The 23,008-nt window shown below is 37.3% G+C and carries 14 protein-coding genes, 6 tRNA genes and 6 rRNA genes (1 of these 26 only partly in view); 25 read left to right on the top strand and 1 reads right to left on the bottom strand.

Annotation, left to right across the window (positions count from 1 at the left end; genetic code table 11):
- From A7L45_RS21440 to disA, 15 genes are all read left to right on the top strand, one after another.
- Window positions 1-2,531: ribosomal RNA gene (locus A7L45_RS21440) — 23S ribosomal RNA — on the top strand; it begins 408 nt to the left of the window's first position.
- A gap of 71 nt (window positions 2,532-2,602) precedes the next feature.
- Window positions 2,603-2,719, top strand: a 5S ribosomal RNA gene (gene rrf / locus A7L45_RS21435).
- A 5-nt stretch (window positions 2,720-2,724) separates the two neighbouring features.
- A tRNA-Asn gene (locus A7L45_RS21430) sits at window positions 2,725-2,799 on the top strand.
- Between the two features lie 41 nt (window positions 2,800-2,840).
- A 5S ribosomal RNA gene (gene rrf / locus A7L45_RS21425) occupies window positions 2,841-2,957 on the top strand.
- 6 nt (window positions 2,958-2,963) lie between these two features.
- Window positions 2,964-3,040: transfer RNA gene (locus A7L45_RS21420), tRNA-Ile, on the top strand.
- Window positions 3,041-3,043: 3 nt separating this feature from the next.
- A tRNA-Ala gene (locus A7L45_RS21415) sits at window positions 3,044-3,119 on the top strand.
- A 1,430-nt stretch (window positions 3,120-4,549) separates the two neighbouring features.
- Window positions 4,550-6,063: ribosomal RNA gene (locus A7L45_RS21410) — 16S ribosomal RNA — on the top strand.
- A 299-nt stretch (window positions 6,064-6,362) separates the two neighbouring features.
- Window positions 6,363-9,301 (top strand): 23S ribosomal RNA (locus A7L45_RS21405).
- A gap of 71 nt (window positions 9,302-9,372) precedes the next feature.
- Window positions 9,373-9,489 (top strand): 5S ribosomal RNA (gene rrf, locus A7L45_RS21400).
- The 16S, 23S and 5S rRNA genes sit together here with 4 tRNA genes alongside, the layout of an rRNA operon.
- 5 nt (window positions 9,490-9,494) lie before the next feature.
- Window positions 9,495-9,569: transfer RNA gene (locus A7L45_RS21395), tRNA-Asn, on the top strand.
- A 276-nt stretch (window positions 9,570-9,845) separates the two neighbouring features.
- Window positions 9,846-10,082, top strand: coding sequence for a hypothetical protein (locus A7L45_RS21390; protein WP_071614659.1), 237 nt, complete (start codon window positions 9,846-9,848; stop codon window positions 10,080-10,082).
- A 138-nt stretch (window positions 10,083-10,220) separates the two neighbouring features.
- Window positions 10,221-11,462 (top strand): aminopeptidase P family protein, encoded by a 1,242-nt coding sequence (locus A7L45_RS21385; RefSeq protein ID WP_071614658.1) that lies wholly within the window; start codon window positions 10,221-10,223, stop codon window positions 11,460-11,462.
- A 301-nt stretch (window positions 11,463-11,763) separates the two neighbouring features.
- Window positions 11,764-11,985 (top strand): hypothetical protein, encoded by a 222-nt coding sequence (locus tag A7L45_RS21380; protein WP_071614657.1) that lies wholly within the window; start codon window positions 11,764-11,766, stop codon window positions 11,983-11,985.
- A gap of 184 nt (window positions 11,986-12,169) precedes the next feature.
- On the top strand, window positions 12,170-14,611 hold the full coding sequence (locus A7L45_RS21375; RefSeq protein WP_071614656.1) for an ATP-dependent Clp protease ATP-binding subunit: 2,442 nt from the start codon (window positions 12,170-12,172) through the stop codon (window positions 14,609-14,611).
- 147 nt (window positions 14,612-14,758) lie between these two features.
- Window positions 14,759-15,823: a DNA integrity scanning diadenylate cyclase DisA gene (disA, locus tag A7L45_RS21370; protein ID WP_071614655.1), complete on the top strand. Its 1,065-nt coding sequence runs from the start codon at window positions 14,759-14,761 to the stop codon at window positions 15,821-15,823.
- A gap of 37 nt (window positions 15,824-15,860) precedes the next feature.
- Here disA and A7L45_RS21365 read toward each other — a convergent pair whose 3' ends face one another.
- Window positions 15,861-16,259: a nucleoside triphosphate pyrophosphohydrolase family protein gene (locus A7L45_RS21365; RefSeq protein ID WP_071614654.1), complete on the bottom strand. Its 399-nt coding sequence runs from the start codon at window positions 16,257-16,259 to the stop codon at window positions 15,861-15,863.
- 137 nt (window positions 16,260-16,396) lie between these two features.
- Here A7L45_RS21365 and A7L45_RS21360 point away from each other — a divergent pair, with 137 nt between their 5' ends.
- The 10 genes from A7L45_RS21360 to A7L45_RS21315 all read left to right on the top strand — a co-directional run bounded on the left by A7L45_RS21360 (window position 16,397) and on the right by A7L45_RS21315 (window position 22,972).
- Window positions 16,397-16,870 carry a CarD family transcriptional regulator gene (locus A7L45_RS21360; RefSeq protein WP_071614653.1) on the top strand — a complete coding sequence of 158 codons (474 nt, stop codon included), beginning with the start codon at window positions 16,397-16,399 and terminating at the stop codon, window positions 16,868-16,870.
- Window positions 16,871-16,987: 117 nt separating this feature from the next.
- Entirely contained in the window at window positions 16,988-18,094 is a 1,107-nt protein-coding gene (locus A7L45_RS21355) for a PIN/TRAM domain-containing protein (protein ID WP_071614652.1), read from the top strand.
- A 25-nt stretch (window positions 18,095-18,119) separates the two neighbouring features.
- Window positions 18,120-18,812: a 2-C-methyl-D-erythritol 4-phosphate cytidylyltransferase gene (gene ispD / locus A7L45_RS21350; protein ID WP_071614651.1), complete on the top strand. Its 693-nt coding sequence runs from the start codon at window positions 18,120-18,122 to the stop codon at window positions 18,810-18,812.
- A gap of 340 nt (window positions 18,813-19,152) precedes the next feature.
- The gene (locus tag A7L45_RS21345) at window positions 19,153-19,575 is read left to right on the top strand and encodes a Mini-ribonuclease 3 (protein WP_071614650.1); all 423 of its coding nucleotides are present in this window, start codon (window positions 19,153-19,155) and stop codon (window positions 19,573-19,575) included.
- 2 nt (window positions 19,576-19,577) lie between these two features.
- Entirely contained in the window at window positions 19,578-20,381 is an 804-nt protein-coding gene (gene thyX, locus A7L45_RS21340) for an FAD-dependent thymidylate synthase (protein ID WP_187350240.1), read from the top strand.
- Window positions 20,382-20,565: 184 nt separating this feature from the next.
- On the top strand, window positions 20,566-21,507 hold the full coding sequence (gene rlmB / locus A7L45_RS21335; protein ID WP_084647611.1) for a 23S rRNA (guanosine(2251)-2'-O)-methyltransferase RlmB: 942 nt from the start codon (window positions 20,566-20,568) through the stop codon (window positions 21,505-21,507).
- 8 nt (window positions 21,508-21,515) lie between these two features.
- Complete coding sequence (locus A7L45_RS21330; protein ID WP_071614648.1) at window positions 21,516-22,025, top strand: NYN domain-containing protein; 510 nt, start codon at window positions 21,516-21,518, stop codon at window positions 22,023-22,025.
- Between the two features lie 99 nt (window positions 22,026-22,124).
- Complete coding sequence (gene sigH, locus A7L45_RS21325; protein WP_071615081.1) at window positions 22,125-22,742, top strand: RNA polymerase sporulation sigma factor SigH; 618 nt, start codon at window positions 22,125-22,127, stop codon at window positions 22,740-22,742.
- Window positions 22,743-22,812: 70 nt separating this feature from the next.
- A tRNA-Gly gene (locus A7L45_RS21320) sits at window positions 22,813-22,887 on the top strand.
- Between the two features lie 9 nt (window positions 22,888-22,896).
- Window positions 22,897-22,972, top strand: a tRNA-Thr gene (locus tag A7L45_RS21315).
- Window positions 22,973-23,008: the final 36 nt, after the last annotated feature.

Raw genomic sequence — 23,008 nt, 5'->3', positions numbered from 1 at the left:
TACCACGAGACACGTGAAACCTTGTGGGAAGCTGGGAGGACCACCTCCCAAGGCTAAATACTACCTAGTGACCGATAGTGAAGAAGTACCGTGAGGGAAAGGTGAAAAGAACCCCGGAAGGGGAGTGAAATAGAACCTGAAACCGTGTGCCTACAACCGGTCGAAGCACTTTTTATGTGTGACGGCGTGCTTTTTGTAGAACGAGCCAACGAGTTACGATATGTAGCAAGGTTAAGTACTTAAGGTACGGAGCCGAAGGGAAACCGAGTCTGAATAGGGCGTTCTAGTTGCATGTCGTAGACCCGAAACCGGGTGACCTATCCATGGCCAGGATGAAGCGGAAGTAAAATTCCGTGGAGGTCCGAACCACGTTGGTGTTGAAAAACCATGGGATGAGCTGTGGATAGCGGAGAAATTCCAATCGAACTCGGAGATAGCTGGTTCTCCTCGAAATAGCTTTAGGGCTAGCGTCGATTAATTGAGTAATGGAGGTAGAGCACTGAATGGGCTAGGGGCTGACAACAGTTACTGAACCCTATCAAACTCCGAATGCCATATACTTTTATTTCGGCAGTCAGACTGCGAATGATAAGATCCGTAGTCAAAAGGGAAACAGCCCAGACCATCAGCTAAGGTCCCAAAGTGTAAGTTAAGTGGAAAAGGATGTGGGATTTCTAAGACAACTAGGATGTTGGCTCAGAAGCAGCCACTCATTCAAAGAGTGCGTAATAGCTCACTAGTCAAGAGATCCTGCGCCGAAGATGTCCGGGGCTAAAACTTACCACCGAAGCTATGGGTTTGCACAATTGTGTAAGCGGTAGAGGAGCTTTCTGTACTGGCTGAAGTCATACCGTAAGGAGTGGTGGACGGTACAGAAGTGAGAATGTTGGCATGAGTAGCGAGAGTTAAGTGAGAATCTTAACGGTCGAAAACCTAAGGTTTCCTGAGGAAGGCTCGTCCTCTCAGGGTTAGTCGGGACCTAAGCCGAGGCCGAAAGGCGTAGGTGATGGACAATCGGTTGATATTCCGATACCACCAATGGACGTTATTAGAAATGGGATGACGCAGGAGGATAAGATGTGCACACTATTGGATGTGTGTCTAAGCATTTAGGCGGAGCAAGCAGGCAAATCCGTTTGCTCTTAACGCTGAGATGTAATGGGGAAGGCAATTTATTGCTGAAGTATCTGATTCCACGCTGCCAAGAAAAGTCTCTATCGAGGATATTGGTGCCCGTACCGCAAACCGACACAGGTAGGTGAGGAGAGAATCCTAAGACCATCGGAAGAATTACTGTTAAGGAACTCGGCAAATTGACCCCGTAACTTCGGGAGAAGGGGTGCCTACGTAAGTAGGTCGCAGAGAATAGGCCCAAGCAACTGTTTAGCAAAAACACAGGTCTCTGCTAAAGCGAAAGCTGATGTATAGGGGCTGACGCCTGCCCGGTGCTGGAAGGTTAAGGGGATTAGTTAGCTGAGAGCTTGCTCTTGGCGAGGCTATGAACTTAAGCCCCAGTAAACGGCGGCCGTAACTATAACGGTCCTAAGGTAGCGAAATTCCTTGTCGGGTAAGTTCCGACCCGCACGAATGGCGTAATGATTTGGGCACTGTCTCAACAGTACATCCGGCGAAATTGTAGTTCCAGTGAAGATGCTGGATACCCGCGATTGGACGGAAAGACCCCGTAGAGCTTTACTGTAGCTTAGCATTGAATTTCGGTATTGTCTGTACAGGATAGGTGGGAGACTAAGATACATGGGCGTCAGCCTGTGTGGAGTCATCCTTGGGATACCACCCTGACAGTACTGAGGTTCTAACTGGAGGCCATGAATCTGGTCACAGGACATTGTTAGGTGGGCAGTTTGACTGGGGCGGTCGCCTCCGAAAGAGTAACGGAGGCGCCCAAAGGTTCCCTCAGCGCGGTTGGAAATCGCGCGAAGAGTGCAAAGGCAGAAGGGAGCCTGACTGCGACACTTACAAGTGGAGCAGGGACGAAAGTCGGGCTTAGTGATCCGGTGGTACCTCGTGGGAGGGCCATCGCTCAACGGATAAAAGCTACCTCGGGGATAACAGGCTGATCTCCCCCAAGAGTCCACATCGACGGGGAGGTTTGGCACCTCGATGTCGGCTCGTCGCATCCTGGGGCTGAAGTAGGTCCCAAGGGTTGGGCTGTTCGCCCATTAAAGCGGCACGCGAGCTGGGTTCAGAACGTCGTGAGACAGTTCGGTCCCTATCCGTCGCGGGCGTAGGAAATTTGAAGGGAGCTGTCCTTAGTACGAGAGGACCGGGATGGACAAACCTCTGGTGCACCAGTTGTCACGCCAGTGGCATCGCTGGGTAGCTATGTTTGGAAGGGATAAACGCTGAAAGCATCTAAGCGTGAAGCCCACCCTAAGATGAGATTTCCCATTGTCCACACGTAAGTGTGGTGCAAGTAAGACTCCTGGAAGACCACCAGGTTGATAGGTTAGAGGTGTAAGCATGGTAACATGTTCAGCTGACTAATACTAATAAGTCGAGGGCTTGACCAAGATAACATAAGTAACAATTAATATTAATAATGCGAATACTGTGCAATTTTGAGAGAATATTTATATTCTCATCTAGTGATTATGGCATGAAGGTAACACCCGTTCCCATACCGAACACGAAGGTTAAGCTTCAATGCGCCGATGGTACTGCAGGGGTGACCTTGTGGAAGAGTAGGTCGTCGCTAGGTAATGTTCCGCGATAGCTCAACGGTGGAGCGCTCGGCTGTTAACCGATAGGTTGAAGGTTCAAATCCTTTTCGCGGAGCCATTTTTTATAATACAATAACATATTTGGTAGGTATCAATAAATCTGGTGATTATGGCATGAAGGTAACACCCGTTCCCATACCGAACACGAAGGTTAAGCTTCAATGCGCCGATGGTACTGCAGGGGTGACCTTGTGGAAGAGTAGGTCGTCGCCAGATAAATATGGATCTTTAGCTCAGCTGGTTAGAGCTACCGGCTCATAACCGGTCGGTCCGGGGTTCGAGTCCCTGAAGGTCCACCATATGGGGATATAGCTCAGCTGGGAGAGCACCTGCCTTGCACGCAGGGGGTCAAGGGTTCGATTCCCTTTATCTCCACCAAGAACAGTCTAATATAGACTGTTCTTTTTTGTACGTCCAGCATGTTCGCTGAGCCGATAGGCTGAAAGAAGTCTACGTCACCTAACCAACGGAAAGACAACCTGAGAGTAATGGCATTACTGGCAACAGTAGGGTCTGAAGGAAGTAGCAGGGGAAATGTGGAACATAACGAAAGTAAATCGAAGATGGCTTACAAAGTGGGTAACTCTGAAAAATATGGGAAAGCCTTAAAGTTAGATAACTTTATAAGTTAAGACGGATGCATTCGTATTTAGGCAGGCAAACCTATCTGGAGAACCATGTATTATCCTATTTTGATAGGTAAGTTCAAACAAGTGGGAGCATAAGGGGGATACGATGTAGTGCAGCTGGCAGATGAATCCATAATAGTTATTAACTTTTAGCCAATGAAAACTTGCTAATAGTATGGAGGGTAAAACAAAGTTTGCAATTCAAATTATAAATTTATAAACTTACTAGAAAAGGTAATCGAAGTCGAAATATTAAGAGGTACTTGTAACTGGTGATGACGAATCTACTGGAAACATAATCCGTTCTAAAAAGAGTAATTAGGCTAAGCTAGATATATTGACTTAAGGCTAAAGAGGACAGCAAAACTAATGAAGGGTTTATAAAAGAATAATTTAGATAGCGAAGCGAGAGAAGTTCATGATGAAAAAGTGGTACAGTTTGATTGATAAAGTTTATAATATTGATAATAATCCAAAGATAAAACACACAATAAGGTAGTGCTTTTATTACTATAATATTAAAGACTTTATAAGATAGTTAAACTCTGGTAAAGTCTTGTTTTGTTATCACAGGTATACTTACTTAAGAAAATGTTTAAAACATTTTTTAGATGGTTGAGAAATTTAAAATTTCGTCTTTAACATGAATATCTTAATGATCGTTATAATAGAGAAAGAATAAAATAGATGAATTAAGTGTTGAAATATGGATATATAATTATATACTTAACCATGTGTGTCAATATAATTAAAACAAAGCATTAAAGAGTAATATGTAGTAAATAAGGATTAATAACCGTATATAACGAATGAGTGAAATATATAGTATTACGTTTATGATAGAATATTCCTTGTCGTCACAAACGAGTGGCACAGAAGTTAAATGTTGATTATGATTTAAAAAGTTTTCTTTTGAAAATTTATTTTAAAAAATACTTGACAAAATAAGAAAAACCTAGTATCATAGTAGAAGTCGTCACATGATGACAAAGCAAATTGGTCTTTGAAAATTAAACAGAGAAATAGGTAAAGAAATAAAATAACATTTTATTTTAACCAGTCAATTACTTTAGTAAAAGTAATATTTTAGTCGTAAGACTAAAAAGTATGTAATGAGCTTGCTAACCAACTTAACAGTTGGCGCAGATTAATTATTTCAACTAAAAAAGTGTAAACTTTTAAATTGAGAGTTTGATCCTGGCTCAGGACGAACGCTGGCGGCGTGCCTAACACATGCAAGTCGAGCGATGCGATCCTTCGGGATCAATTAGCGGCGGACGGGTGAGTAACACGTGGGTAACCTGCCTCAAAGAGGGGAATAGCCTCCCGAAAGGGAGATTAATACCGCATAATATGTTTTGATCGCATGATCTTAACATCAAAGGAATTTTTCGGAATTTCACTTTGAGATGGACCCGCGGCGCATTAGCTAGTTGGTGAGGTAAAGGCCCACCAAGGCAACGATGCGTAGCCGACCTGAGAGGGTGATCGGCCACATTGGAACTGAGACACGGTCCAGACTCCTACGGGAGGCAGCAGTGGGGAATATTGCGCAATGGGGGAAACCCTGACGCAGCAACGCCGCGTGAATGATGAAGGCCTTCGGGTTGTAAAGTTCTGTCTTCTGGGACGATAATGACGGTACCAGAGGAGGAAGCCACGGCTAACTACGTGCCAGCAGCCGCGGTAATACGTAGGTGGCAAGCGTTGTCCGGATTTACTGGGCGTAAAGGATGCGTAGGCGGACATTTAAGTCAGATGTGAAATACCCGAGCTTAACTTGGGTGCTGCATTTGAAACTGGGTGTCTAGAGTGCAGGAGAGGTAAGTGGAATTCCTAGTGTAGCGGTGAAATGCGTAGAGATTAGGAAGAACACCAGTGGCGAAGGCGACTTACTGGACTGTAACTGACGCTGAGGCATGAAAGCGTGGGGAGCAAACAGGATTAGATACCCTGGTAGTCCACGCCGTAAACGATGAATACTAGGTGTCGGGGGTCGAACCTCGGTGCCGCCGTTAACACATTAAGTATTCCGCCTGGGGAGTACGATCGCAAGATTAAAACTCAAAGGAATTGACGGGGGCCCGCACAAGCAGCGGAGCATGTGGTTTAATTCGAAGCAACGCGAAGAACCTTACCTAGACTTGACATCCCTTGCATAACTCAGAGATGAGTGAAGTCCTTCGGGACAAGGTGACAGGTGGTGCATGGTTGTCGTCAGCTCGTGTCGTGAGATGTTGGGTTAAGTCCCGCAACGAGCGCAACCCTTATCATTAGTTGCTACCATTAAGTTGAGCACTCTAGTGAGACTGCCCGGGTTAACCGGGAGGAAGGTGGGGATGACGTCAAATCATCATGCCCCTTATGTCTAGGGCTACACACGTGCTACAATGGTGAGTACAAAGAGATGCAAGACCGCAAGGTGGAGCCAAACTCAAAAACTCATCCCAGTTCGGATTGTAGGCTGCAACTCGCCTACATGAAGCCGGAGTTGCTAGTAATCGCGAATCAGCATGTCGCGGTGAATACGTTCCCGGGCCTTGTACACACCGCCCGTCACACCATGAGAGTTGGTAACACCCGAAGTCCGTGAGGTAACCGTAAGGAGCCAGCGGCCGAAGGTGGGATCGATGATTGGGGTGAAGTCGTAACAAGGTAGCCGTAGGAGAACCTGCGGCTGGATCACCTCCTTTCTAGGGAGTAGATGTATTGACTTCGGTCGATGCAATAGAAGAATTTAATTATTCTTCAAAATATCTATTGTAATTACTCGTTCCTATTTCTCTGTTTAATTTTGAGAGACTAATTATATTAACTCTTAGGAGCTAATTAATTAATAGTTTTTCTTAAAATGTTCTTTGAAAATTGCACAGTGTATAAAATTGTTTTAAAAAGATTTAGATCCACGAGAGTGGTTATAGGTTAATTTATTATGATTTCGCAAAATTAATATTAAGAAACAAAATAGTTTATGAAAATAAACAGAATCAAAGGTCAAGCTACAAAGGGCGCATGGCGAATGCCTTGGCACTAGGAGCCGAAGAAGGACGCGTTAAGCTGCGATAAGCTTTGGGTAGGCGCAAATAGCCTGTGATCCAAAGATTTCCGAATGGGGGAACCCACATAGTAACAACTATGTACTGCATACTGAATAAATAGGTATGCAGAGGTACACCCGGGGAACTGAAACATCTAAGTACCCGGAGGAAGAGAAAGAAATATCGATTTCCTAAGTAGCGGCGAGCGAAAGGGAATGAGCCCAAACCTAAGTCTTTGACTTAGGGGTTGAGGATAGATCATAAATACTGCAATTCTTTAATTGAAGATAGCTGGAAAGCTGCTCCGCAGAAGGTAATAGGCCTGTAAATGAAAAGGAAGAACAGTCAGATCTAATCCAGAGTACCACGAGACACGTGAAACCTTGTGGGAAGCTGGGAGGACCACCTCCCAAGGCTAAATACTACCTAGTGACCGATAGTGAAGAAGTACCGTGAGGGAAAGGTGAAAAGAACCCCGGAAGGGGAGTGAAATAGAACCTGAAACCGTGTGCCTACAACCGGTCGAAGCACTTTTTATGTGTGACGGCGTGCTTTTTGTAGAACGAGCCAACGAGTTACGATATGTAGCAAGGTTAAGTACTTAAGGTACGGAGCCGAAGGGAAACCGAGTCTGAATAGGGCGTTCTAGTTGCATGTCGTAGACCCGAAACCGGGTGACCTATCCATGGCCAGGATGAAGCGGAAGTAAAATTCCGTGGAGGTCCGAACCACGTTGGTGTTGAAAAACCATGGGATGAGCTGTGGATAGCGGAGAAATTCCAATCGAACTCGGAGATAGCTGGTTCTCCTCGAAATAGCTTTAGGGCTAGCGTCGATTAATTGAGTAATGGAGGTAGAGCACTGAATGGGCTAGGGGCTGACAACAGTTACTGAACCCTATCAAACTCCGAATGCCATATACTTTTATTTCGGCAGTCAGACTGCGAATGATAAGATCCGTAGTCAAAAGGGAAACAGCCCAGACCATCAGCTAAGGTCCCAAAGTGTAAGTTAAGTGGAAAAGGATGTGGGATTTCTAAGACAACTAGGATGTTGGCTCAGAAGCAGCCACTCATTCAAAGAGTGCGTAATAGCTCACTAGTCAAGAGATCCTGCGCCGAAGATGTCCGGGGCTAAAACTTACCACCGAAGCTATGGGTTTACACAATTGTGTAAGCGGTAGAGGAGCTTTCTGTACTGGCTGAAGTCATACCGTAAGGAGTGGTGGACGGTACAGAAGTGAGAATGTTGGCATGAGTAGCGAGAGTTAAGTGAGAATCTTAACGGTCGAAAACCTAAGGTTTCCTGAGGAAGGCTCGTCCTCTCAGGGTTAGTCGGGACCTAAGCCGAGGCCGAAAGGCGTAGGTGATGGACAATCGGTTGATATTCCGATACCACCAATGGACGTTATTAGAAATGGGATGACGCAGGAGGATAAGATGTGCACACTATTGGATGTGTGTCTAAGCATTTAGGCGGAGCAAGCAGGCAAATCCGTTTGCTCTTAACGCTGAGATGTAATGGGGAAGGCAATTTATTGCTGAAGTATCTGATTCCACGCTGCCAAGAAAAGTCTCTATCGAGGATATTGGTGCCCGTACCGCAAACCGACACAGGTAGGTGAGGAGAGAATCCTAAGACCATCGGAAGAATTACTGTTAAGGAACTCGGCAAATTGACCCCGTAACTTCGGGAGAAGGGGTGCCTACGTAAGTAGGTCGCAGAGAATAGGCCCAAGCAACTGTTTAGCAAAAACACAGGTCTCTGCTAAAGCGAAAGCTGATGTATAGGGGCTGACGCCTGCCCGGTGCTGGAAGGTTAAGGGGATTAGTTAGCTGAGAGCTTGCTCTTGGCGAGGCTATGAACTTAAGCCCCAGTAAACGGCGGCCGTAACTATAACGGTCCTAAGGTAGCGAAATTCCTTGTCGGGTAAGTTCCGACCCGCACGAATGGCGTAATGATTTGGGCACTGTCTCAACAGTACATCCGGCGAAATTGTAGTTCCAGTGAAGATGCTGGATACCCGCGATTGGACGGAAAGACCCCGTAGAGCTTTACTGTAGCTTAGCATTGAATTTCGGTATTGTCTGTACAGGATAGGTGGGAGACTACGATACATGGGCGTCAGCCTGTGTGGAGTCATCCTTGGGATACCACCCTGACAGTACTGAGGTTCTAACTGGAGGCCATGAATCTGGTCACAGGACATTGTTAGGTGGGCAGTTTGACTGGGGCGGTCGCCTCCGAAAGAGTAACGGAGGCGCCCAAAGGTTCCCTCAGCGCGGTTGGAAATCGCGCGAAGAGTGCAAAGGCAGAAGGGAGCCTGACTGCGACACTTACAAGTGGAGCAGGGACGAAAGTCGGGCTTAGTGATCCGGTGGTACCTCGTGGGAGGGCCATCGCTCAACGGATAAAAGCTACCTCGGGGATAACAGGCTGATCTCCCCCAAGAGTCCACATCGACGGGGAGGTTTGGCACCTCGATGTCGGCTCGTCGCATCCTGGGGCTGAAGTAGGTCCCAAGGGTTGGGCTGTTCGCCCATTAAAGCGGCACGCGAGCTGGGTTCAGAACGTCGTGAGACAGTTCGGTCCCTATCCGTCGCGGGCGTAGGAAATTTGAAGGGAGCTGTCCTTAGTACGAGAGGACCGGGATGGACAAACCTCTGGTGCACCAGTTGTCACGCCAGTGGCATCGCTGGGTAGCTATGTTTGGAAGGGATAAACGCTGAAAGCATCTAAGCGTGAAGCCCACCCTAAGATGAGATTTCCCATTGTCCACACGTAAGTGTGGTGCAAGTAAGACTCCTGGAAGACCACCAGGTTGATAGGTTAGAGGTGTAAGCATGGTAACATGTTCAGCTGACTAATACTAATAAGTCGAGGGCTTGACCAAGATAACATAAGTAACAATTAATATTAATAATGCGAATACTGTGCAATTTTGAGAGAATATTTATATTCTCATCTAGTGATTATGGCATGAAGGTAACACCCGTTCCCATACCGAACACGAAGGTTAAGCTTCAATGCGCCGATGGTACTGCAGGGGTGACCTTGTGGAAGAGTAGGTCGTCGCTAGGTAATGTTCCGCGATAGCTCAACGGTGGAGCGCTCGGCTGTTAACCGATAGGTTGAAGGTTCAAATCCTTTTCGCGGAGCCATTTTTATAATGTAATAATATATTTAAGATATATAAAAGCTAATTAATAGCTTTTTTTATTTTATGGAGAATTATAGGATTAAGTAAATACAACAAATATTATATTAAGTGTGTATAATAAATATGAGTGTTATTAGTAATTTATATTTATTTATAATATGTAGTTAAGTACCAATAATTTTAAATTATAGGTACTTTTATTTTTTATAATAAATACGGATATTTTACCTGAAATTACAGAACCTAATGTTAATCATAGTAAAGAGGGGGAAATAAAATGTCTGAATATAGATTAGATATTCCTGGGAATATTAATTTAAGTGATTATAGTAGCATTCATGATTATATGGGAATAATTTCACAAAATGATAGATTTACCATTACTTCAAGAATGAAAAACTCTGAGGAAATGAAAATACTCTGTGAAATGTTAGAAAATAATAGTTTTACTATAGTGACTCAAGGAGATACCCAAAATGGTGAATACTATATTACTTCGCAAAAGGAAAGATAGTTATGAAGTTACAATATTTTCAATAAAACAGGCGAATGTCCTAAAGAAGCTTAGTATAAAGTCTTGAACTTCATTAAACTGAGTGATATGTTATAACAAATAATACATTTTAAAATATTCACTGGGAGGGGAATTTAAATGAAAAACATATTATTTAATACAAATAGGAAGAATCTTTGGGGAAGCCTAGAAGAAAATTCAATAACATTAATATTTGCAGGTGAAGCACCTTATAAATCAGCAGATGAAAAATATGCATTCACTCCAAATAGGAATTTTTATTATTTAACAGGTGTTGATAAAGATAAAATGATTTTAATGATAGCAAAAATAAAGGGCAAGGCTGAAGAGATACTATTTGTAGAGAAAAATGACCCAGTATTGTCTAGGTGGGCAGGAGAGAAAATGTCTAAAGTTGAGGCAAAAGAAATCTCTGGTATACAAAATATTGAGTTTGTAGAGAATTTTAAAAATTTATTTAACTCAATTTTAGAGAAAACAAAAATCGAAAACTTATATTTGGATCTTGAAAGACAAGAGTTTGATATATCAATGTCTACATCACAAATGTTTGCAAAAGTGGTAACACAAAGATACCCTTATTTAAAAGTACAAAACATATACCATGAAATAGCGAGTCTTAGACTTATTAAATCAGAGGAGGAAATAAAGTTAATAAGGAAAGCTATAGATATTACAGACAGGGGTATAAAACAACTAATGAAAAATGCGAAAGTTGGTATTAAAGAATATCAATTAGAGGCCTACTTTGATTTTTCATTGAAAAGTGACGGTGTAACAGATTATGCTTTTCAAACCATTGCAGCATGTGGTAGGAATGCAACTATACTTCATTATGTAAAAAATGATAGTGAGCTTCAGGATGGTAAATTAGTGTTGTTTGATTTGGGGGCTCAGTATAAATATTACAATGCGGATATAAGCCGTACATTTCCTGTTAATGGAAGATATACTGAAAGACAAAAACAAGTTTATAATGTAGTTTTAAAAGCGCAAGAAGCAGTAATAGCAATCGCAAAACCTGGTATATTGTTTTCAGTTTTAAATGAAACGGCTAAAGAGGTACTTGCAGCTGGGTGTATAGAGTTAGGTCTTATTAAAGAACCGAGTGAACTACCTAAGTATTATTTCCACGGGGTAAGTCATTATTTAGGATTAGATACTCATGATGTAGGAAACCGTGACATAGAATTGAAGCCTGGTATGGTATGTACTAATGAACCAGGACTTTATATAGAAGAAGAGAATATCGGAATTAGAATTGAGGATGATATATTAATTACAAAAGATGGGTGCGAAAATCTTTCAAAACAAATAATTAAGACTGTAGATGAAATTGAAGCATTTATGGCTAAGTAAATTTATATAAATGATTAGATGTGAATAAGTAGTAATCTTAGAATTACTATTTATTTTTTAGCGTTAATAAATAACGTGTTATAACCATAGTACTAGGTAGGTAACACTTATTTTAAAGTATTTACATATTATTAATATATTATGAATGAAAATGTAAAAAAAACCATTACGAAAATTATAATAGAAACAAGGTATAAAAATAGTTTTATAGAATAGTAAATATATGGAATAAAGTAACTGGGAGGTTATATGTATTTATACGGTTGTAAGAAAAGATTAAAATAAAATTAGGAGGAACGAAATGATTAAAAATAAGAATAATATTGTAGAGCTATTAGGTGAAGTTAAAAGGTTCACATATTTTAAAGATAATTCAGAAATAGACGTAGTTTTAAAAGAGAGTGAAAAGATTAACATTAGATGTTATGATGATAAATGTATAATCATTAATTTTTTAGATTATGAAACGGCTATTTCTATGCTGTATAAAGATAGAAAATATATTAATATGGAAATTTCTTAATGATTTTGCGTATTAAAAATACATTTTAAAAAGGACATGCTTAAAGTATTTTAGTATAAAATATTTTAAGCATGTCCTTTTTTATTAAATAATTATGTAATGCTATTATATCATGCAATAATTAGGATAAAATTGGGCATAATTAAGGTAATAAGAAAATTTATTGCAAGTGAGGTGTTTGAACATGATGTTTAATAAATTTACAGAAAGAGCACAAAAGGTTTTGGTATATGCTCAAGGGGAAGCACAACAATTAAAGCATGGTTATGTAGGAACAGAGCATATACTGTTAGGAATTCTAAAGGAACAAGATGGTTTATGTAAAAAGTCATTAAATAATATGAAAATTACATCAGTTGAGGTAAAAAAATTAGTAATAGAGTATGAGGGTGAAGGCGACGTAGAAATGCGCAGAAATGAGATACCTCTGACTCCAAGAACGAAACGCCTATTAGAACTAAGTTTAATTGAAGCAAGAAATTTAAATCACAATTATATTAGTCCAGAACACATTTTACTTGCATTGATTAAAGAATCAGAGGGAGTTGCATATACAATATTAGCTAACTTAGGAGCAGACTTTAATATACTAAAAAATGATATATTAAATAATTGGTGCCCTGAAGGTAATCCGAAAGTAAGTATATCAAAAGAAAAACAAAATCATAGTACGCCAACCTTAGATCATTTCGGAAAAGATTTAACTGAAATGGCAAAAGAGGGTGATCTTGATCCTGTTATAGGAAGAGATAATGAAACTCAAAGGCTTTTAGAGATTTTGTGTAGAAGGATGAAGAATAATCCATGCCTTATAGGGGAGCCTGGCGTAGGAAAGACTGCTATAGCAGAGGGACTTGCACAAAGAATAGCTTCTGGGAGTATCCCGGAGATTTTAAAAGATAAAAGAGTTATAACTTTAGATATATCTTCTATGGTTGCAGGTTCGAAATATAGAGGAGAGTTTGAGGAAAGGCTTAAAAAGGTTATGAAAGAAATAGTCGTCGCAGGAAATGTTATTATATTTATAGACGAAATTCATACTATAATTGGGGCCGGGGGAGCTGAGGGAGCTATTGATGCATCTAATATATTAAAACCAGCACTTGCTCGTGGGGAAATACAATGCATAGGGGCAACAACTATAGACGAATATAGAAAGCACATTGAAAAAGATGCGGCACTCGAGAGAAGATTTCAACCTATTATTGTAGGAGAGCCAAGTAAGCAAGAGGCTGTTGAAATATTAAAAGGATTAAGGGATAAGTATGAAGCACATCATAGAGTTAAGATTACCGATGGCGCCATAGAGGCCGCTGTTAGTTTGTCGCATAGGTATATTGCGGATAGATACTTACCTGATAAAGCAATAGATCTTATAGATGAGGCGGGGGCAAAAGTTAGGATTCAAAATTTGACTGCTCCGCCAAATCTTAAAAATTTAGAAGATGAAATAGATAAAATTTCTAAAGAAAAATTGGATGCTATATCAGTACAGGATTTTGAGAAGGCGGCTAAAATAAGAGACACCGAAAGAAAGTTAAAGGAAAAATTGTATAATTCTAAAAACAGTTGGAAAACACAAAATCAATCGGATGAACTAATAGTTTCAGAACTAGAAATTGCTAATGTTGTATCGAGATGGATTAATATTCCAATAGAAAAATTGACGCAAAAAGAATCAGAGAAATTATTAAAATTGGAGACGTTACTACATGCGAGAGTGATAGGTCAATATGAAGCAGTTAAATCTATTTCAAGTGCAATAAGACGTGCAAGAGTAGGGTTAAAAGATCCCAAAAGACCAATAGGTTCTTTTATATTTTTAGGGCCGACTGGTGTAGGGAAAACAGAATTATCTAAAGCACTAGCTGAGGCTATGTTTGGTGATGAAAATAACATGATAAGAATAGATATGTCAGAATATATGGATAAGCACACAGTTTCGAGGCTTATGGGTTCACCTCCAGGATATATTGGATTTGATGAAGGTGGACAACTAACAGAAAAAGTGAGAAGAAACCCATATTCAGTAGTTCTTTTCGATGAAATTGAAAAAGCTCATCCAGATGTAGTTAATATTTTACTGCAAATATTAGATGACGGAAGGTTAACCGATGGAAAAGGTAAAACAATAGACTTTAAAAATACAATAATTATAATGACATCTAATGTAGGGGCGTCTGCTCTTAAAAAGCAAAAGTCTCTAGGATTTGATATAAAGGAAAGTGGTGTGAGTTCTGAATATGAAAAGATGAAAGAAAATATAATGGAAGAGCTAAAAGTTTCATTTAGACCAGAGTTCTTAAATAGAATAGATGATATTATTGTATTTCACTCACTAGAACAGGATGATTTATGTAAAATAGTAAATTTAATGCTTGAAATTGTGAAGGAACGTCTTGAAGATCTTAAAATTAATATTAGTTTTGATGATGAAACTAAGAAACATTTGGCTAAGGCAGGATTTAATAAAAATTATGGAGCAAGACCATTAAGGAGGGAAATAACTAAAGTTGTGGAAGATAAATTGTCTGAAGAAATACTGAGGGGGAATATTAATAAAGGTGATAATGTAAGTGTTGTTATGGAAAATGGTGAATTGATTTTTAAAATTTTACATATTTAATATTGTTTATATACATTAAAAAGTATATAATTATAATGTAATATTTTTTTGAAAACCACTCTAGAGTGGTTTTTTAATTTATAGAAAATATAGAATTTATTTTAATATATAATTTTAATTTATAATTTATTAAGTAGGGAGAAAAGGATGAGAGAAGAGAAAAGCAAGGAACTTATGATTATATTGAAAATGCTGGCACCTGGTACTTCACTTAGAGAAGGACTTGAAAATATTCTTAGAGCTAAAACCGGTGGACTTATCGTTTTAGGAAATGGTAAGGAAATATTAGATATTGTAGATGGTGGATTTGGAATAAATGCGGACTATAGTCCTGCTTACATATATGAATTAGCAAAGATGGACGGAGCTATAGTAATAAGTAGCGATTTGAAAAAAATATTATATGCTAATACTCAACTTATGCCAAGCTCCACAATACCAACTTATGAAACTGGAACAAGACATAGAACTGCGCAAAGAATAGCTAAACAAACAGGGTACGTTGTTGTTGCAATATCACAAAGAAGAACTATTATAACTGTTTACAAGGATGATATAAAATATGTGTTAAGAGATAGTAGTGTTATTTTAGCAAAAGCGAATCAAGCTATTCAAACATTAGAAAAGTATGTTTCAGTGCTTGAACGAGTAGTAAGTAATTTAAACCTTTTAGAATTTCAAGATTTAGCTACGTTGTTTGATGTACTATCAGCAATACAAAGGACAGAGATGGTTATGAGAATAGTTGGAGAAATAGAAAGGCATATATGTGAACTAGGAAATGAGGGTAGGCTAATTTCAATGCAACTAAATGAATTAATTAGAAGTGTTGAGGAAGATGGAATATTATTAATAAGAGATTATTGTCAAAGTGGTATGGATTATACACAGATGTATAGACAAATAGAAAATATGACTTCAGGTGAATTAATAGATTTAGATTTTATATCTAGAATTATTGGATATGTAGGGGTTCCCTTAGTTGATACTTTAATTTCTCCAAGAGGATATAGGATGCTAAATAAAATACCCAGAATACCTGCAAATGTTATTGAAAATCTAGTTAAGCACTTTAAGGAATTAAAAGCAACAATGGAAGCTTCTTATGAACAACTTGATAGCGTAGAGGGAATTGGGGAAGCAAGAGCTAAAGCTATTAAAAACGGATTAAGAAGGTTGAAAGAGCAATTTATGCTAGACAAGCAAATATAGCACAAAATAAGATATAACTTATCTTGTGCTATATTTGTTAGCGCATAGTATATTTACCAAGGGTACTAATTTTGTTATATTCTTTTAAAAGAATGTCATATAAATTTAAACCTAAAATATTACATAATGAAGTAATATAAAAAAGATTGTTACCAAGTTCTTTTTCTAAAATCTCCCTACAGTTTTCACATAGAGCACCTTGTACAGGAGATTGTGAAGTGGAAGTATCTAGATTTAAATAGTCTATATTAGGTGGCGTGTACATGTTTTTTTCTTCTAACTTAATACAGCCACAATTGGTAACAGATTTTGCAACAGCCCTATTGACTCTAGCGTCAGATTCTTGAAGTTTAGTAATTACATCTAAAACACTTCTATGCCGCAATAGGGATTCGTCTACAGAATTTTGAAAATTATCAAATATACAATCTTTCATTAAGTTCAACTCCTTGTAAAAATTCAATTAGCTATATTATAGGATTCACATTACGGTTTTGTCAATAAACTAAGTACGCATTTCACCTTATGAATATATAATAAATCAACAGGAGTTTTATTAATAGGGGGAATGGTATGTTAAATATTGGTGAAAAAATATTTATATCAGATTATGGTGCTGGATATGTAAAGGACATAGATGACGAAGAACCATCTAATTTAGAATGTAAATATGTAAATATATATCTTTTATTAGATAACATGAATTTTATGATTCCAATAAATAAAATTGAAAATTATAGAGTAAGGAAAATTTTAAATAAAGTAGAATTAGAGGTTATTTTAAATACAATAGGGAGTAATTCAGATTTTATTGAAAAAAATTGGAACAATAGGTATAGAAGCAACAAGATAAAAATCCAAAGTGGAAATGCTTTAAAAATGTGTGAGGTAATTAGAGATTTATATTATTTACAAAAGAAAGATATGCTACCGCCAGGAGAGGTGAAGATTTTAGAAAGAGTTGAAGGAATGGTTGCTAGTGAAATAATGTTAGCTTTTGGACTTAATATGGAACAAGCATTATGTAAAATAAGAAGTTTAGTTTAATAAATTGTTGATTGTGTGACATATTTTATTGAAATACACTCATTTATAGTATATATTAGATAATAACGGGATATAAATTCAAAGAAGTGTTAATAATTTAAAGGGAGGTGAAATTTTTTGTTAAAAAAAATTTTTAGAGGACTTTTTACAATCATAGGGTTAATTTTAGGGTATCTAATTGGAGGCATGCTTCTAAGCACAAGATATTTAGCAGGGTTTAGTTATTTTAAAGAGGGTACGATTCAAGGAATAATATTCATCGTTTTTTCTACTTTGATTTTTGGGGTTATTTTATTTTTAATATCTCCTATACTAGTGTCTTTTATAATGAAGTTCATGGAGTATGTGGTGAAAAGCACACAAAAAATGCCAACGTCACAAATTGTTTTTGGTACAGGTGGAGCGATAATAGGGCTTGTAATTGCATCTTTGTTTTCAGGGTTATTTAATTATAAATCACCTTTATGGACTATTATTGTAATTATTTTTACAGTTATAATGATAGCTTTAGGAGCAGATATTTGTGCTAGAAAAAGAGATGAAATATTAGCTTTCTTTACAAGTATTAAAAAAAGCAACGGGTTTAAAGATAAAAAAATCAAGGGGTTTACTAATGAAAACCCAAAAGTATTAGATACATCAGTAATAATTGATGGAAGAATATTTGATATTTGTCAAACCGGTTTTGTTGAAGGACCACTAGTAATACCAACTTTTGTATTAGAGGAGCTTAGGCATATTGCTGATTCATCAGATGGGCTTAAGAGGAATAGAGGGAGACGAGGACTAGATATACTAAATAAAATACAAAAGGAATTAAATATTGAGGTTGAGATTTGGGAAAAAGATTTTCCAGACATTGCAGAAGTAGATAGTAAACTACTCAAATTAGCTCAGGTTTTGAACGGTAAAGTAATTACAAACGATTTCAACCTTAACAAGGTAGCTGAATTTCAGGGAGTTCCGGTTTTGAATATCAATGAACTTGCAAATGCAGTAAAACCTGTAGTACTTCCGGGGGAAGAAATGAAAATACAAGTTATGAAAGATGGAAAAGAATCAGGTCAAGGAATAGCTTATTTAGATGATGGAACAATGATCGTTGTTGAAGGTGGACGAAAGTATATTGGTGAGAATATAGTTGTTATTGTAACATCAGTACTACAGACGGCTGCAGGTAGAATGATTTTTGCTAAAAATAAAGATTCTTTAGTGAAAAGTTAGTTGTAAGATGTAAGTGAGGATTTTTATGGGTAGAAACTGCGCCATAATTTTGGCGGCGGGTAAAGGAAAAAGGATGGGAAAATCTATTAATAAGCAGTATCTACATATTAAAGGATACCCAATTTTATACTATACTTTAGAGGCTTTTTCAAAAAGCAACTTTATAGATGAAATTATAGTAGTTGCTGCAGAGGCGGAAGTAGATTATTGTAATGAACAAATAATTAAAAAATATAAGTTTTCAAAGGTGAAAAGTGTTGTTAGCGGTGGTAAAGAAAGACAACATTCAGTTCTAAAAGGTCTAAAGGCTGTAACAAATTGCGAAATTGTGCTTATTCATGATGGGGCTAGACCTTTTGTTAACGAAGATATTATTAGAAATGCTATTATTTATGCGAATTTATATGGAGCGGCAGCTTGTGGAGTACAACCTAAAGATACTATTAAAATTAAAGATTCTTCTGGGTTTTCTATAAAAACACCTAAGAGAGAGGTGCTTTTTTGTGTTCAAACCCCACAAGCTTTTAGGTATAATCTTATATTAGAATGTCACGAAAAAATTAATCACGAGGGTATTAAAGTAACTGATGATACGATGGTGGTTGAACAATATGGTAATAAAGTATACCTTTACGATGGTAGTTACGATAATATAAAGGTTACAACACCAGAAGATTTAGATATAGCTACGCAAATATTGAAAAGAAACTACTGTTGACAGTATCGGATATAATGTGTATATTTATTAGTAACTATAAAATATCACATATAAACTAAATATTAAGTAATGATGAAGAATAGTAGAAACCATTTTACAGAGAGAAAATACTAGGTTGAGAGATTTTCAAAGGTTTTGAACCTGCTTTGGAGCTGTAGAAAAACTACCGGTAATATAAACCGTTAACAAATAAGTACAAATTTAGGTGGTACCGCGATGAAATTCGCCCTAAAACAGGGTGGATTTTTATTTTTTTTGTCGTTTTTATTTTAAAATTGATATAAGCAAAAAGTGAATCTAAAATAAAAATGTCTAATATTAAAAAAGGAGACTAATCATCATGGAATTTAATATGCTAAAAGGCAAATTTACAGTAGCGCAAGTTAGGCAGTTAAATCCACTAGTGCTTGCAATAGTTGGAGATGCAATTTATGAGGTATTTATCAGATCTTACCTTGTAGAAAAAAATAGAGATATGAATGCACATAAAATTCATGTTAAGGCAGTTTCGTATGTAAAAGCGCATGCACAAAGTGAGTATATGAAAAATTTAATAGCAGATTTAGACGAAGAGGAACTTGGAATTTTTAAAAGAGCTAGAAATTCTAAAAGTGGCACAACACCTAAAAATGCAGATTTAAATGAATATAAGTGGGCTACAGGCTTTGAAGCTTTAGTAGGTTTTTTATACTTAAGTGAAAAGAATGAAAGGTTAAACGATATTTTTGAGAAAATTATAAATCTTGATTTGGGAGATGAGTAATTATGCTTAAAGTTAAATTAATAGAACATACACCGAATCCTGAAAAAATTGTAGCAGCAGCTGCCAAACTTTGCTATAGTCAAGTAGGAATTGATGAAATATTAGAAAATTTAGATGAACAAAAAACAAATAAATTTATAAAAACGTTAATGACCTATGGACATCATTCACCAATAGAACATGTAAGCTTTACTTTTGCAGTTGAGGGTATATCTAGAAGTTTGACACATCAATTAGTTAGACATAGGGTAGCATCATATTCTCAACAGAGTCAGAGATATGTACAACTTAAACAATTTGAATACATAATTCCACCTAATATTGAGAAAGATGAGCAGGCAAAGAGAATTTTTATACAATCCATGAAGCGCGTTCAAGAGGAGTACAATAAGTTGGTTGAGATATTGTCTAAGAATGAGTTAACAAAATTTATAGAGGAATATCTAAGGGCTGAAAAGCTTACGAATCTTGAAGAGATTGAAAAGAAACAATATTTAGTTCTTAAAAATAAAGCGGAGAAAAAAGCCATCGAAGATGCACGGTATGTATTCCCAAATGCTTGTGAGACTAAAATAATAGCTACTATGAATGCTAGAGAATTAATGCATTTCTTTAATCAGAGATGTTGTACAAGAGCTCAGTGGGAAATACGCCAAATGGCTAAAACAATGCTTATGCAAGCTAGAGAAGTAGCGCCATCACTTTTTAGATATGCAGGACCAAGTTGCGTTAGTGGACAATGTCCTGAGGGTAAAATGTGTTGTGGAAAGACTTTGGAAGTAAGAAAAGAATATGAGATGAAATAAATGGAATGGAGAGGGATTTAAAATGAGTGATAATAAAAAATATCAAGGGAATAAAGGCAGTAATGGGTTTGCAAGTAGTAGAGAAGAAAGACCAGGATTTGCATCTAAAAGAGTTAGGACTAGTGAAAAAGGTGCTAAAGTAACTAGAGGATTTGCAGGTAACAAGGAAGAGAAAAGTGGAGCGATGCCTAGAAGAAATAGAACGGGCGATCATGGTGTTAAGGAAAGTAGAGAATTTACAGGTAATAAAGAAGATAAAAACAAAGTAATAAATAGGAAAACTAGGCAAAGTGAAGAGAATGTGGTAGTAAATAATAAGGGTAATAGGGTGAAATCTGAAATAAGTTCTAAGAATGGAAATACCGGTGGAGAAAGTGAGCCTAAGACTATTAGAGAAGATTTAATTGAAGGAAGAAATGCAGTTATAGAAGCATTAAAATCAGATAGAACTGTGGAGTACATTCTTATTGCTAAAGGTGATATGGTAGGATCTATAAGCGTGGTATTAGCATTGGCTAAAGAAAAGGGAATTGTTACAAAAGAAGTAGATAGAAGAAAGCTAGATGAAATGTCACAAACCTCATCACATCAAGGGGTTATTGCTGTAGTAACACCATACAAATATTTTGAAATAAATGATATATTTAAATATGCAGAGGAAAAAGGAGAAAAGCCTTTTATAATTATATTAGATGAAATTGAAGATCCACACAATTTCGGGTCTATAATACGAACTGCAGAGGTATGTGGAGCTCATGGAATAATAATACCTAAGAGAAAAAATGTAGGAGCTACGCCTACTGTGTATAAAACATCTGCGGGTGCAATTGAACACGTAAAAATAGCAAAAGTAACTAACATAAATGTAGCCATAGAAGAAATAAAAAAACGTGGAGTATGGGTTTATGGTGCGGATATGGATGGAGAAGATTATATTTTCAATACTGATTTAACAGGATCTGTAGCACTTGTTATTGGAAGCGAAGGTAGAGGTATTGCAAAACTTACAAAAGAAAAATGTGACGTTCTAGTGAAAATACCAATGGTAGGAAAAATAACATCTTTAAATGCTTCGGTTTCAGCTGGCATAATAATGTATGAAATTATGAAACAAAAAATTAGATGAGGTAAAAAGTGAGAACACTTTTCGTTGATGGGTATAATGTTATTAATAGTTGGCCAAGTCTTAAAAAAGTTAAAGAATATAGTTATGAATCTTCAAGGGTTCAGCTTATAGGTATCCTTCAAAATTATGTAGCATTCAAGGGCTATAAAATGGTTATAGTCTTTGATGCACAATTAGTTAAGGGTAGCATTCAAAAAAAAGAGAGACAAGGGAACTTAGTTGTGGTTTTTACAAAAGAGGGCGAAACAGCAGACAATTATATTGAAAAAATGGTTAACGACATAGGCCGAAACACTGAAGTTTGCGTAATTACATCTGACTCCTTAGAGCAACAGATTACATTCCAAAGAGGAGCTACAAGGATGTCTTCAATTGAATTTTATCATGAAGTAGTCAGTACACAAAAGAAGATTGAAATAGAAATTGAAAGAAAATATTTGGAAAAAAGAAATTGGTTAGAAGAGAGAATAGATGAAAAAACATTGGAAAAACTTGAGAAAATGAGAAGGAGTCGTTGAATTTTCTTGACTATATAAATTGCTCTGGGGTATAATCATTTATATGACACATGGTTGGTGTGGAGGGGATATTTGTTGGAAAAAATCATTAAAGCTAGTATGAATACTTCAAGCTTTGAAGAAAGATTGGATGAGGAAGTTGTTATTGAAGCACAAATTAGCAATGTTCGTGCACAAGAATATTTAATTAATAAATACAAAAATTTTGTTAAGGCAAAGGCTAAGTCTTATTTTTTGATTGGTGCCGATAAAGAAGATATTTACCAGGAAGGAATGATAGGTCTCTATAAGGCTATTAGAGATTTTAAGGCAGAGAGATTATCTTCTTTTAGGGCTTTTGCAGAAATTTGTGTTACTAGGCAGATAATTACAGCAATAAAAACAGCCACTCGTCAAAAACACATTCCCCTTAATACATATATATCCTTAAATAAACCAATATATGACGAGGAATCAGACAGAACATTATTGGATGTGTTATCAGGTGCTAAAATTACTGATCCGGAAGAGTTGGTTATAAGTCGTGAGGAAGTAATAAGTATTCAAAATGAAATTGGCGAAGTCTTATCGGAACTTGAGATGGAGGTACTTATGTCATACCTAGATGGTAAATCTTATCAAGAAATTGCTTGTGATTTAGACAGGCATGCAAAGTCCATTGATAATGCTTTACAAAGAGTTAAAAGGAAATTAGAAAAATGTTTAAGTAAAAGATAAAAATGTATTGACAAAAAAAACAAACAATAGTAAAATTAATAACTGGTGTATAGCTTTAAGTTGTACTTCAGCGGGAGTAGCTCAGTGGTAGAGCACCAGCTTCCCAAGTTGGGTGTCGCGGGTTCAAGCCCCGTTTCCCGCTCCAAAATTAAATGCCCATATAGCTCAGTCGGAAGAGCGTCACCTTGGTAAGGTGGAGGTCACCGGTTCAATCCCGGTTATGGGCTCCATAGCTATTAAGGTCATGCAGTACACTAGGATGAGTT

Origin of the sequence: Clostridium estertheticum subsp. estertheticum, assembly GCF_001877035.1 — a bacterium.
Taxonomy (GTDB): Bacteria; Bacillota; Clostridia; order Clostridiales; family Clostridiaceae; genus Clostridium_AD; species Clostridium_AD estertheticum.
This window is presented reverse-complemented; position numbering and strand designations above follow the sequence as displayed.